Source organism: Shimia marina, from assembly GCF_001458175.1.
Taxonomy (GTDB): Bacteria; Pseudomonadota; Alphaproteobacteria; order Rhodobacterales; family Rhodobacteraceae; genus Shimia; species Shimia marina.
Genome location: NZ_CYPW01000014.1, coordinates 1 through 13506 on the forward strand (window position 1 = coordinate 1; position 13506 = coordinate 13506).

General features: G+C 52.4%; 13 protein-coding genes. 6 read left to right on the top strand and 7 right to left on the bottom strand.

All coding sequences use genetic code 11. The features are described from left to right. Positions 1-430: 430 nt before the first annotated feature. On the top strand, positions 431-1006 hold the full coding sequence (mepK, locus tag SHM7688_RS07755; RefSeq protein WP_223229178.1) for a peptidoglycan L,D-endopeptidase MepK: 576 nt from the start codon (positions 431-433) through the stop codon (positions 1004-1006). Between the two features lie 65 nt (positions 1007-1071). Here mepK and SHM7688_RS07760 read toward each other — a convergent pair whose 3' ends face one another. The 7 genes from SHM7688_RS07760 to SHM7688_RS07790 all read right to left on the bottom strand — a co-directional run bounded on the left by SHM7688_RS07760 (position 1072) and on the right by SHM7688_RS07790 (position 9938). Further along, the gene (locus SHM7688_RS07760; RefSeq protein WP_058239377.1) at positions 1072-2001 is read right to left on the bottom strand and encodes an ABC transporter transmembrane domain-containing protein; all 930 of its coding nucleotides are present in this window, start codon (positions 1999-2001) and stop codon (positions 1072-1074) included. A 121-nt stretch (positions 2002-2122) separates the two neighbouring features. Next, entirely contained in the window at positions 2123-2923 is an 801-nt protein-coding gene (locus SHM7688_RS07765; RefSeq protein ID WP_058239378.1) for an autoinducer binding domain-containing protein, read from the bottom strand. Positions 2924-3639: 716 nt separating this feature from the next. Further along, on the bottom strand, positions 3640-5241 hold the full coding sequence (locus SHM7688_RS07770; protein WP_058239387.1) for a GMC family oxidoreductase: 1602 nt from the start codon (positions 5239-5241) through the stop codon (positions 3640-3642). Positions 5242-5245: 4 nt separating this feature from the next. After that, the gene (locus tag SHM7688_RS07775) at positions 5246-6253 is read right to left on the bottom strand and encodes an enoyl-CoA hydratase/isomerase family protein (protein WP_158500677.1); all 1008 of its coding nucleotides are present in this window, start codon (positions 6251-6253) and stop codon (positions 5246-5248) included. A 19-nt stretch (positions 6254-6272) separates the two neighbouring features. Beyond that, the gene (locus SHM7688_RS07780) at positions 6273-7109 is read right to left on the bottom strand and encodes an enoyl-CoA hydratase-related protein (RefSeq protein WP_083498987.1); all 837 of its coding nucleotides are present in this window, start codon (positions 7107-7109) and stop codon (positions 6273-6275) included. 23 nt (positions 7110-7132) lie between these two features. Continuing rightward, positions 7133-8410, bottom strand: a complete 1278-nt coding sequence (locus SHM7688_RS07785) for a CaiB/BaiF CoA transferase family protein (RefSeq protein ID WP_083498988.1) — start codon at positions 8408-8410, stop codon at positions 7133-7135. A gap of 28 nt (positions 8411-8438) precedes the next feature. Further along, a complete protein-coding gene (locus SHM7688_RS07790) occupies positions 8439-9938 on the bottom strand; it encodes a CoA-acylating methylmalonate-semialdehyde dehydrogenase (RefSeq protein ID WP_058239380.1) in 1500 nt (499 codons plus the stop codon). Between the two features lie 94 nt (positions 9939-10032). On the opposite strand from SHM7688_RS07790, the gene SHM7688_RS07795 reads away from it, so the two are divergent. The 5 genes from SHM7688_RS07795 to SHM7688_RS07815 all read left to right on the top strand — a co-directional run bounded on the left by SHM7688_RS07795 (position 10033) and on the right by SHM7688_RS07815 (position 13477). Further along, on the top strand, positions 10033-10950 hold the full coding sequence (locus tag SHM7688_RS07795) for a LysR family transcriptional regulator (RefSeq protein WP_058239381.1): 918 nt from the start codon (positions 10033-10035) through the stop codon (positions 10948-10950). 197 nt (positions 10951-11147) lie between these two features. Then, positions 11148-11504, top strand: coding sequence for a plasmid mobilization protein (locus SHM7688_RS07800; protein WP_058239382.1), 357 nt, complete (start codon positions 11148-11150; stop codon positions 11502-11504). Positions 11505-11554: 50 nt separating this feature from the next. After that, positions 11555-12763, top strand: a complete 1209-nt coding sequence (locus SHM7688_RS07805) for a relaxase/mobilization nuclease domain-containing protein (RefSeq protein WP_267885338.1) — start codon at positions 11555-11557, stop codon at positions 12761-12763. A 15-nt stretch (positions 12764-12778) separates the two neighbouring features. Then, a complete protein-coding gene (locus SHM7688_RS07810) occupies positions 12779-12973 on the top strand; it encodes a hypothetical protein (protein WP_058239384.1) in 195 nt (64 codons plus the stop codon). A 108-nt stretch (positions 12974-13081) separates the two neighbouring features. Then, complete coding sequence (locus tag SHM7688_RS07815; RefSeq protein ID WP_158500678.1) at positions 13082-13477, top strand: type IV secretory system conjugative DNA transfer family protein; 396 nt, start codon at positions 13082-13084, stop codon at positions 13475-13477. Positions 13478-13506 lie beyond the last annotated feature (29 nt).

Genomic DNA, 13506 nt, shown 5'->3' on the forward strand with positions numbered 1-13506 from the left:
TTGAATGCAGGGAAGGCCTGTGCAGCGGTTGAAAAAATGAGAAAAGCCGAGATTACAGCCCCTAAAGAGCTGAGTGAGAAAAGCGCGCGCACCCGTAGCAACATGTGATACTTCCAAAAGTCAGGACGAAATTTCCAATAGAGTTCTCCCTAGCGTCTTGCCTGTCCAATCACAAGTTCTCGAAGAACATGATGCAATTGGAGACTGTTGCATCGAGGCCGCGCCGTTCCATACAATTTTTGGAAACTCTTTGTTCATCTATTAAGCAGAAATTCGCCGAAATTTAGGGCTTTCCCTCGTCAAGCAAGAAAAGAAGCCTTGGTGTAAAAATTCTTGTGTGCCATAAATTCGGTACATCTGAGGGGATGAGGATGAACACAACCGCGTAACATCGCGGTGGCAGGTAAGCGACGGGACAGGCGCTGAAACAATGAACGATCAGAATGACGGCTCTATGAGCATGACACGTCGTGCCCTTTTGGGTGCGTTCGCAGCCACTACGCTGGTTGCAGCTCCGACCTACTCCAAAGCAGCGGGTTTTCTGCGTGGCGGTGGCGACGTTCGGCGCATCCGCATGTACTCCGGTCGCACCGGTGAGCGGATCGACACGATATATTGGGTCGAAGGCAAATACATCAAGGACGCTGTGAAAGAAGTGAATGCGTTTATGCGCGACTGGCGCACGAATGACGTGATCAACATCGACATTCGCACAATTGATATCATGGCAGCGTCTCACAACCTCATGGATGCCAGTGAGCCCTACATGCTTCTATCCGGCTATCGCAGTCCGAAAACCAATGCCATGCTGCGCTCCCGGTCCCGCGGGGTTGCCAAAAACTCTTTGCATATGAAAGGTCAGGCGGCGGATCTGCGTCTGTCCTCCCGCTCTGTCAGTCAAATGGCGCGCGCAGCTGCAGCCTGTCGTGCAGGCGGCGTGGGTCGTTACTCAGGCTCCAACTTCGTGCATATGGATTGCGGACCCGTGCGGACTTGGGGGCGGTAACCCCTTATTGGGCGAAATATAAATCCCAAAGGCGCCTCAGGGCGCTTTTTGTTTTTCAAGACACATCAAGCACGCTGAGACAGGCTTTCTCCAACGATGAGATCAAACTTTACACGCACGGCACTCAGCTCTTTGTAAAATCCAAGCAGCAAACGCCAGGGACCGTTGATTTTATCCAGAGCGGACAAGGCGGCAACGACGGTTCCAATGTCACTACGACCTTGCATCATCAACACGCCGCCAATCATCAGAATACCCACAAGACCAATGCCACTGAGAACATTCATGGCAAATTTCATAGAAAGCTTGAGCTTAAATATCCCTCTGCGCGTCTTATAGATCTCATCGAAATCTTGCATGACGCTTTTGGCCGCTGCCACTGCACTGCTCAGTGCCTCATCTGAAATAGTGCCAGTTGCACGACGCAGAACCAAAGTCCGTGCCTTAACACGACGATTGACCTTCTCCTGTAGCAAAAACACGATCAAAGCCTGCGGCACGACGATGGCCACGAGAAACGCCCCAAGATAAGACTGCGTTGAAGCGACAAAGCTAATGACAGAAACCAACGTACCAACCTGCACAAGAGGATTTGCCACCGCTTGGCCAACAAATCTCCCTACTTCCTCAGCTTCCGCAGCGATAATCGTCGCGACGGTTCCACTGGATTCTGTTTGAATTGGCAAATCGGCATCGGTGTTTTGTCGCGCGTCATAGATCGCGGTGCGGATGCGACGGATCGTGGCTTCCCCCAACAGAGAACTTCTGTAGTTCAGGACAAACTTGAACAGGTTCGTAACCACGATCACCGCAAAGTAGCCAGCGCACATCCACAGGAGGTGCTCCATCTGCAGGTCGGGCCCAAGACTGTTGATGATGTCTTTTTGAAATTGCAACGGCACTGCTGCCAACGCCGCTACGATGAGCGACAGCGCCACAAGTAACATTTGCACCCTGCCCGTGGCTTTCCAAATGCGTTTATAAAAATACAGCATCTTTGTCTTCGGCCCCTCGCAACATCTTATCAGGCGAAACTTTTCATAAATCTACGACGCCAGTCTTTTTCATGATCACAGCATACGGTATGGCAACTGCGCTTGAGCTCTGCCATGTCCTCTAGGGCAACCCCAGTCTCTCAGCCCATCGCGTTACATCTTCACTCTTTTGTCGATCAAGATCCTTGAGCAATCCGATCCGTGCGGCCCGCTGCATCGTTTCCAAATCATTGCGGGTGCCCATAACCTTGCGCAGGCGCATCATGTGGTTATCGACCGTTTTGGGATTGTCCCGCCCAATTTCATGCAGGATCTCTTTCACCCGCAAACCTTGTGCCTTGAGCCGCAAAACACGAAGGTTCATCTCGCTCACCCCCATCTGCGCAATCAGTTGATCAGACCAGTCACTACAAAGATGCAACTGATTGGCAAGCGCCTGAATGACCGGCAAATCTCGCTCCAGCCGCGCGTCATGCTTCACACAATCACCCGTTGGATCAAACAAGCCTACGATCCCTCTTAGGCCATTTATCTTGAGCGGCAACACAATGCCTGCGGACACAAAGTCACGCACACCACTGATAACGCGGGAAAATTGAGGTTGCAAAGCACCGTCATCCAACATGCGATAGAAGTTGGATTGCAAGATAGGCGCATTGCTCAGCGCGCCCATCAACATCCCAAAATCATCCTGAGCAAACCGATTGCGTTGATAGATCTCACGCCATTCTTCTGGCAAACCTCTGCGCATCGAAAGGTGATTGTTGTGGATTGCATGCACCGACCGCGTGTCCAAAAACAGGCCGTAGTTGACGCCAATATAGCCGTATTCCGCTTCCATGAAGTCAGAAAACAATCTGTGTTTGTCTTGGAGTGTTGGTGCTTCGGTTAGCTGCACCATAATATCGAAAGGAGAGGACATGATAGCAGTCGGAAAATCGTCAATACAACGACGATCTACCCGCCCTGTTTAAAAAAGCAAGGGTCAGATGTCACAGCTCAGACACGATCACGGCGCTTAGGCATCCCCCCCATTGGGGTGGGTCTAAAAACACCTCATGAGAACAATCGTCAATTCAGCGATCCAGCCGCCCAAAAGCATGAGCAAGGCTGCCATCTTGTTAAGGGCCAATTTGTCAGCAGGTTCCTGCATTTCGCAGAGCCGATATCTCAGGCTGATACCTACAGACAAATCTATGCCGGCAACAGATGGGTTCTCATGAGGTTCAATTAGCTACTCAAACTTCTGATAAAATTACTTTTTCCCAGTGTCAGGCACCACTCAGCACCAAACAAGGGATCGACTACAATCCACCCCAACAGATCAAAGCGAAGGATACCACACACAGAGATCATGGGACATAAACAATGACCTCTCAAAGTCCCTCACCACATGCCTCATGGGGAAATCAGGCAAGCAATCTGACGTGCTTTAGCAAAAACCCTGCTTGCGTGCTTTCTGTAAACACGGAAACAGAACAAACAAAGTAGAGGTATGAAGCGGCATCATAGTCAACACGCGTCCTAAAATTGCGAACATCTGTTGCCTATCCATCAAACAGCAAAGAGACCATATGGAGAATTCTCCATATGGTCTCTTACGTTATCCCGTGGGCTGCCGGCCATGATGGGCCTCATTCAGGCAGACAAGATGAAACTCGCCGCTTTTTCTGCGATCATAATCGTGGGTGAGTTGGTATTGCCTGAAGTGATTGTCGGCATCACCGAGGCATCTACGACACGAAGCCCTTCCACCCCCTTTACCCGCAACTCCGGATCGACCACAGCGGTCTCATCCGGCCCCATTCGACATGTCCCAACCGGGTGGAAAATTGTCGTCCCAATATCTCCAGCCACTTTTGCGAGGTCTTCATCGGATTGGTAGACCGAACCGGGCTTGATCTCTGACGGGTTGTATTTCCGCATCGTGGTCTGCCCTGCAATTTCCCGCGCCAAACGAATGGCACGCACCGCGACAAGCTTGTCGAGCTCTGTGCTAAGATAGTTCGGATCGATTGCTGGCTGCACCTTGTGGTCTCGGGACGTGATATGGATCGAACCGCGGCTGGTCGGCCGCAAAGGAACAACGCTGGCGGTAAAGGCAGGAAACGGATGCAGAGGATCGCCAAATTTTTCAAGCGACAGCGGCTGAACGTGAAATTCGAGATCCGCGGTTTCCACCTCTGGTCCTGATTTGGCAAAGATCCCAAGCTGACTGGGCGCCATAGACATCGGCCCAGAGCGCTTGAGCATATATTCCAAGCCAATGCCCATCCGCCCCAAAAGTGACCCGGCGCGTTGGTTCAGTGTTTTTACGCCCTCAACACGGAAAGCACATCGGATTTGAAGGTGGTCCTGAAGGTTTTCACCCACAGAGTCGTTTTGATGCACAACATCGATGCCATGCTGTTTCAGCACCGCTGGATTGCCTATTCCGGAGAGCTCCAAAAGTTGGGGCGACCCAACGGCACCGGCTGACAAGATCACCTCTCGGTTGGCGCGGTATTGCATCACGGTTCCATTGACATCCGCTTCAACGCCGCTGGCCTTTTTGCCATCAAACAGGACACGCCTTGCTTGTGCATTGGTGACAACTTTGAGATTAGGGCGCTTCATCGCAGGGCGCAGGAACCCCTTGGATGTGTTCCAGCGCCAGCCCTTGCGCTGATTGACGCGGAAATAGGCGGATCCTTCGTTGTCACCCCGATTGAAATCTTCAACCTTAGAAATGCCAGCCTCTTCGGCTGCATCGCGATAGGCATCGAGAATTTCCCAGGTCAGCCGCTGCTCTTCAACCCGCCATTCACCGCCTGCACCATGCATGTCATCGGCGCCAGCGTAGTAGTCTTCTGACTTTTTGAAGAACGGCAGAACATCATCCCAGCCCCAGCCCGGGTTCCCCATTTGCCGCCAAGTGTCATAGTCCTGTGCCTGACCCCTCATGTAGATCATGCCATTAATCGACGAACATCCGCCAAGCACACGGCCCCTAGGATAGTTCAGAGCACGACCATTCAATCCCTCTTGTTTTGAAGTCTGAAATCCCCAATCCGTGCGGGGATTGCCCATACAATAAAGATAACCCACGGGAATATGGATCCAGATGTAGTTGTCCTTACCGCCAGCTTCCAACAAGAGCACTTTGTTTTTTGGGTTTTCAGACAGACGATTGGCCAAAACACATCCCGCAGAACCGCCGCCGACGATCACATAGTCAAAGTTTTCTTTATTCTGTGTCATCTCGTCACCTTTGGTTTTCTTGGGCAATCACGCCGCTATCAATGATGTTGTGAAAGGACGCCCAATTGGGGTCATGATCCTTATCGACCAAGACTGCGCGCACACCTTCCGCCAGATCCGGATGACGAATGGCACGCCTCATCGCTTCCAACTCTCGGTCGAGACATTCGACCAGAGAAAGATGTTGGCCATTGCGCAATAAGGTCAAAGTTTCTTGCAAACTCCTCGGAGACGCTTTTCTCAAGACATTCAGAGCCACCTCTCGACGCTTGCTCGTATGTTTCTCCAGACAGTCCATAATGCTACAGAGCGTAGGCTGATTAAAGCAATGGGTGGTATCAGACAAAAGCAGCGTATCTGGTTGATATCCTAAGGACGCGCAGAACTCGTCCAATATATCAGGAAGCCTTGCATCCCCGTAGCAAAGCGCATCAAACAAATCCCCCATACAGTCCGCCACTGTCATATGGGTGGAAATCCCCAAGCCATGAGCATCAAAACCGCGCACGGAGGCACCTGTCAGCCCCATCCAGATCCCTGCGTGACTTGGCATCCGTGACAGAAAATGGCTACCTCCAACATCGGGAAAAAACCCTATCATTGTCTCAGGCATCGCAAAAAGAGCCCGTTCAGTTGCAATACGGTAGTCACCATGCACGCTGAGCCCCAGTCCGCCCCCCATGCAGACACCATCAATCAAAGAAATATAGGGCTTTTCAAAGGTCGCAATCCGTTTGATCAGCGCATATTCCTCTTCGAAGAACCGTTCCGCTTGTGCAAACTTCTCCGCCAGTACAAGCTCGCGCACCGCCCTCATGTCACCGCCTGCACAAAATGCCCGGCCATGGTTTGAGCGAAGCACAACAAAGTCTAGCTCTGCGTCCTTTTGGAACCATGTCAGCGCAGCATCAATGGCACGGATCATTCTCAAATTGAGTGCATTCATCGCCTTAGGTCGGTTCAGGCTGATAACACCAGCCCTCCCCTTTTTATCAACGATGACATCGTCCATGGCCTGCTCGTTCATGGCATCACCGATTACGGAAAACAGGGGCGCGTTTGGCGATAAACGCGGCCATGCCTTCTTTCTGCCCATCCGTCGCAAATGCAGCCTGGAAGAGACGGCGTTCATGCAGGACACCCGATGTCAGACCGCTCTCCAACGCATGGTTTACCGCTTCTTTGGCCATGGTCACGGCAGGCGCATTCAAGCCCGCAATCTGATGTGCTGCTTCAAGCGCAGTCTGCAGCAAGTCTTCGGTTGGGACAACGCGGGCTACGATGCCAGCGCTCTTGGCTTCCTCTGCTCCGATTGTGCGCCCGGTCAAGATCAAATCCATTGCCAGAGCTTTGCCGATTGACTTGGTCAAACGTTGCGATCCACCAATCCCGGGCAAAATACCCAGACGTATCTCCGGCAGACCAAATTGGGCATCGTTGCTCGCAATGATGAAATCGCACATCAGCGCCAGTTCAAACCCACCTCCCAAGGCAAATCCACTCACCGCGGCGATCACCGGCTTTTTGATAAACCGCATGTGATCCCAATCCGCAAAAATGTCGCTGGCCAGAAGATCAACAAGATGCTTTTGCGCCATCTCTTCGATGTCTGCACCTGCTGCAAACGCGCGGGGGCTGCCTGTAATCACAATCGCACCAATACGGTCATCCGCATCAAACTCTTTAAGCGTCTGCATCACTTCTGCGGCCAGCTGAAGGTTGAGAGCATTAAGGCTTTTGGGGCGATTCAACGTGATCAGGCCCACGCTTTCACGACGTTCTACGATGATCTCTTCCAAAGAGGTGCGGACAGCTGTCGCCTCTTTCTTTGAAGCTTCCGTCTTGGATTTGGCTTTAGGTGTGGTCATGTGTGTCCTCCCGAAATCTGATTTCAGCGTTTCAGACCGAATTCGGTCCAGATCGTGCCCTCAGCGGGGGCATCCTTGTCTTGTTTGGCGCGGGCAGAGTGGTTGTGATCATAGGCTTCAAACCCGGCCATCTTTTCAGCCAGAATGGCTTCTCGGTGCTCATTTAGCCCCGGTGCCACCAGCGGCGTGTTTGGGTCGATTTCCTTGTAGGCTGACAGCTTGATGGGATTACCTGCCGTGCGAAACGGCTTTTTGCTCTCGCCTTCCACTTGAACAATCATATTGCGCGACAGAAGCTGTGGGTGATCCAGCAAGCGGTCAATGGTGTTGATGGGCGCGCAGGGCACACCAGCTTCATTGAGTGCATCAAGCCAATGCTGCACTGGCATTTGCGAGGTGACGGCGTCGATCGCTGCAACCATCTTGGGTCGGTTGCGCACGCGCAGATCATTGGAAGCAAAATCTGGATCCAGAGCCAATTCAGGCGCGTTCAATGCATCCGCCATCAGCAAGAACAACTGATCATTGCCCGCAGCAATCACAAATCGCTCATCCTGGGCCTGAAAAGTCTCAAAAGGAGCCAGTGAGGGATGGCAATCACCAGTACGCGTCGGCACAACACCTTCAACATCGTACCGTGCCAAAGCGGTTTCCATAAGCGCGGCCTGACAGTCGAGCATGCCAATATCCACGCGCTCCCCCTGCGCATTTTTGGTGCGTTTATAAAGCGCTGAGAGAATGCCAATGACGCCAAACAAGGCCGCTCCGAGATCACCAAAACTGGTGCCGACGCGGGCCGGTTGTTGCCCGGGCCACCCTGTGAGGCTCATCACTCCCCCCATCGCCTGCACAACCATGTCGTAGCCGGGCAAATCGGTCATAGGGCCAGAATGGCCAAAACCAGAAATGGAAGCATAGATCAGATGTGGATGCGTTTTGGCGAGCCGTTCAGCCCCATAGCCCAACCGATCCATCACGCCGGGACGGAAGTTTTCCACCAACACATCAGACGTATCCAGCAACCTTTCCAGAAGCTCCCGATCGCGCGGGGATTTAACATCCAAAACGATGCTTTCCTTACCGCGATTGAAACACATGAAATAGGCGCTTTCGGCGTCAACAAAGGGTGGGAAGGCGCGCGTATCGTCGCCTGTCCCGAATTTTTCAACCTTGATGACTCGCGCGCCCAGATCAGCCAACACCATGGTACAGTATGGGCCAGCCAGCACACGCGAGAAGTCAAGAACGGTGATCCCGGAAAGAGGACCGCCCTCCAGCTTTTCATCATCCGCTTTCTGCATCGTTTTCCTCCTCCCCACCGGTTTCCGGTTACTTGGCGACAGGCATTGTGAATTCGGCACCCTTTGAGATGCTTTCAGGCCAACGCTGCATGATTGATTTCTGCTTGGTGTAGAAACGTACGCCCTCTTCGCCATAGGCGTGGGTGTCGCCAAAGAGGCTTTTCTTCCAGCCGCCAAAGCCATGCCAGGCCATGGGGACAGGAATTGGTACGTTCACGCCAACCATACCCACTTGAATCTGACGGCCAAATTCACGCGCCGCATTTCCATCGCGTGTAAAAATGCTGACACCATTGCCATATTCATGGTCATTGATCAGTTGTACGCCCTCTGCGAAGCTTTCCACTCGTACGCACGACAGGACCGGACCAAAGATCTCTTCTTTGTAGATCGTCATATCTGGCGTCACATTGTCGAAGAGTGTCCCTCCAACCCAGAACCCCTCTTCATGGCCTTCAACGGAAAAGCCGCGGCCATCCACGATCAAATCCGCCCCCTCTTCAACGCCCTTGTCAATATATCCAAGAATGCGTTCCTGTGCGGCCTTGGTGACAATCGGTCCCATTTCGGCGTCGAGCTCGACCCCGTTTTTCACCTTGAGGTCTTTCAGGCGCTCTTTGATCATTGGAACGATTTTGTCAGCCACATCCCCCACCAGAGTGGCAACAGAAATGGCCATGCAGCGTTCACCCGCCGAACCATACGCAGCCCCCATAAGCGCATCTACGGCCTTATCGAGATCTGCATCGGGCATCACCAACATATGGTTCTTAGCCCCTCCGAGCGCTTGTACACGCTTGCCGTGGCGCGCCCCGACTTCGTAGATATAATTTGCAATTGGCGTGGAGCCTACAAACGAGATTGCCTTGACATCTTCATGCTCAAGAAGAGCGTCAACAGCCACTTTGTCCCCCTGAACTACGTTGAACACACCATCAGGAAAACCAGCCTCCTTCATAAGTTCAGCATATAGCAGAGACGCTGTTGGATCGGTCGGAGAAGGTTTGAGTACAAAAGTGTTGCCCGCTGCGATTGCCACAGGGAACATCCACATCGGCACCATCACTGGAAAATTGAATGGCGTTACACCGGCAACAACACCCAGCGGCTGGCGCAAGGTCCAGTTGTCAATCCCTGTAGAGACCTGATCTGTAAAATCCCCTTTGAGGAGCTGCGGAATGCCGCATGCAAACTCAACAATATCAATGCCGCGCTCTACTTCACCACAGGCATCCGTAAAGACTTTGCCATGCTCAGCAGTGATCGCATGTGCCAGCTCTTCTTTGCGTTCATTGAGAAGTTGTAAAAACTTGTTCATCAAACGCGCGCGCCGAATAGGCGGAACGTTGGACCAAGCTGGAAAGGCCGCCTTTGCGGCCGCAACTGCAGCATCGACATCCTCAACCGAGGCGAGATCAACCTGACCCGTCATGGCCCCCGTCGCGGGATTGAATACATCTTGGGTTTTGGTGCGGGCACCTGCAAAAGGCTGACCATTGATGTAATGGCCGATTTCGGTCGTCGTCATTGCACGCCTCCTCCTTGGCTTTTGATACGTTTTCTCCAAGGCCTGCCAACAAATCCAATGACTAATTGCGCGAGGTATTATAATTGAAATTAATATGAAGCCAGTCACTGACATCCGAATTCTGAACGCCTTCGTTGCGGTAGCGCAGGAAGGAAACATCTCGCGCGCAGCCAAACGATTGCACCTGACCCAACCTGCGGTCAGCCTACAATTGAAACGCCTGTCTCAAGACACAGGACTAGAGCTGTTCACGCGCACTGCAAAAGGCGTTGAGCTCACGCGAGACGGCGAAGCGCTTGTCGCCAAAGCTGAAAAGGTGCAATCCGCAATTGCGGAATTTGGCCAAACCGCACGGCGTATTAACGGCAATGTGCGCGGCACATTGAAACTGGGCACCATTGTAGATCCCGATTTCATTCGCCTTGGAACCTTTCTCGCAGCTCTGGTAGAGGGCTACCCTGACCTGCAAACCAAACTGGTGCATGGTATGAGTGGAGAAGTCATCAACCGACTGCTGGACGGTCAGGTAGATGTCGGCTTTTTTCTCGGCGATCTGGACGTCTATGAAAGCAAGACAGAGGGCGCCTCTGAATCTCTGTTTCACCAGAAGGAACTGACGCAATTCACCTATCGCGTTATTGCTCCCGCAGGATGGGGCAAACGCATTTCCAACAAAGACTGGCGAGAGCTGGCCACAATGCCTTGGATCGGCACCCCCAGAAATTCTGTGCACAATCGCTTACTCGCAGAAGTCTATCCCGACCCAGCACGCCAACCGACTCCCGTCTGCCTCGTGGATCAAGAACCGTCCATGCTCGCCATGGTGAGATCAGGCATTGGCTTAAGCCTCTGCAGAGAGTCCATCGCCCTTGAAGAAATGCAGTCACGAGGGCTTGTCATCTCCAACACTGTAAAAATAGACACATCGCTTCGTTTTGTTGCCCTGGCCTCAAGAATATCTGACCCAAACGTTGCCGCCGCCTTTGACGCACTGGATACAACCTGGCGCTAATGGCAGCAGATCGCCCCAAGAAAGAGGCGTTCAAAACTCACTACAGTATGATTTGCGGATGTGGTGCGGTCAGATGGAGTTTGTCCAAACTCATCTGCAGGTGAAGAAAAGCCCGATTTAGAAGAGGTTTTCCAAGAACTTGAGCGTTGGAATGACATCCTCAAGGATGACAAGAATATCCTGCGAGGGCCACGCCCATGAGCCGCCTCGCACCGTTTTCATTGCGCCTTACCCCTGCGGAACGATCTCAGCTTGAATCTCAGGCTGGGGGCATGTCGCTGTCGGCTTATATTAAATCTGTGGTTTTTGCCGCTGAAGCTCCCAAATATCGGAAGCGGCGGAAACCACCTGTTGCGGAGCAACAGCTTCTTGCCGAAGTGCTGGCGCGTCTGGGGCAAACGCGACAGGCCAACAACCTCAATCAAATCGCCAAACATCTCAACCAAGGCACTCTGATCGTCGATCCCGTGTTGGAAGAAGACCTCAAACGCGCAGTCGCCGAAGTGGCATGGATACGGACGACATTGATGGAAGCCTTGGGGGTGAAGCAATGATCCTCAAAGGTTTCCAGCGTTCGGGCGCAAAGGCATTAGCAGACCATCTGATGAATGATCGTGACAATGAGCATGTGTCATGCTTAGAGTTGCGAGATTTTTCAAGCAATCAACTTCATGGTGCGCTCGCCGAGATGCACGCAATTTCCAAGGCCACACAATGTAAGCAGTTTATGTTCTCCCTCAGTTTGAACCCACCAACAGATCACATCGCCACTGAGCAAGACTTCCTTGAGGCAGCAGACCGCGCAGAACAACAACTGGGACTGACTGATCAGCCCCGTGCAATTGTCATGCATGAGAAAGAAGGTCGTCGCCACGCGCATGTGGTGTGGTCACGGATCGACGCGGACGAAATGAAGGCAATCAACCTGCCTCACTTCAAAAACAAGCTGCGGGATTTGTCCCGTGATCTGTTTTTGGATCATGGGTGGCAATTGCCTGATGGTCTGGCGAGCTATGGTAACAAGTCACCCCTGAACTTCACTCTGGAAGAATGGCAGCAGGCCAAACGCCAAGGGCTTGATCCACGTGAGATCAAACAGACGTTCCAGCAAGCGTGGGAACGCTGTGACAGCCAGATCGGTTTCAAGAACGCTCTTGAAGATCGCGGCTACTTTCTCGCCCGTGGAGATCGTCGTGGATTTGTGGCGTTGGATGTTGATGGCAATGTCTACGCCATTTCGAAATGGACAGGCCTCAAAGCCAAAGATGTGAAAGCGAAACTTGGTTCACCTGAAATCCTTCCGTCTGTCGATGAAACCCGCTCAACCATCCGCTCCAAAGTCACAGATCAAATGCGCGGTTACATCCGCGATATCAAAGACCGTCAGAACTGTGACTTTGATCCACTGCGCGACCAGCTACGGGATATGAAGAATGCCCATCGAGAAGAGCGTCAGAAGCTCAAAGCGGGGCAAGAGAAACGCTGGACGGAAGAAACTAAGCTGCGCTCTGACCGACTGAACAAAGGCATGCGCGGCTTGTTTGATCGTCTGACTGGCAAAGCCAAATCTATTCACCAACAAAACGAGCTGGATGCTCGCAAGGCTGCAAAGCGTGATCAGCAACAACGCGACTTCATAGTGGTGGAACAGATGAAGGAACGACGCGCATTGCAGCGAGAATTCCAAAATCTGAGACGAAAACATCAAATGGAACGCACCCTCATCGCGCAGAAAATCCGCACATCAATCAAGGCATTGCAAAATTCATCGCCCAGTCGATCACGAGATCGCGGGCCAGACCTCTCTCTTTAAGTCAAAGGGTATTCAATGGAAAAACTCAAAGATTTCCGCGTCATCGCAGGTTTGACTGCGGTTTTGGTGCTGGTCGCACTGTATCTGGTCAGCCGATCAATTTTCATTCTGCAACCAGAGACACCGTTTCTCGTCTACCCATTCGAAGCGCATTTTACGCGCCTCGTGTTCATGGGCTTCGCCGTGGGGAGTGGGCTTGTGATGGGATGAGTCCTCTCATCCCATGCAAAGATGCTTCGTCGATACTTCTTCTTAGGTGTGGCGAGCCTATCATTCCTGATCGCAGTTGTGGATGGATCGGCGCTTGGATGGAGCCTGATGTGGCTAATCGCCATTGTCGGCTTCTGCCTCGCCATTGGCTTCTGGCTTCGTAATGCGGTTCGGAGTTTTAGCGAACCTCCGAAAACCTTTGGCTCTTCTCGCTGGGCAACTGGCGAGGACATTGAAGAAGCGGGTTTCTTCGAAAATGGTGGCCTCTACATCGGTGAAAGCTGGCAAGAAGATACGCTTAAATCGATTGAGTATAATGGTGACAAACACCTGCTGACCGTCGCACCGACACGTTCGGGAAAAGGGACCAGTCAGATTATCCCGAACCTCCTGTCCTACTCTGGATCAGTCGTCGTTATCGACCCTAAGGGCGAAAATGCGATGACCCAGCCCCTTGATCCGGGCCGTTTGGATGTAGAATCCGTTCCTGTTTCTTTCTTGTGATTAGGTTGCGGTCAAGGCCTGCTGAGCGG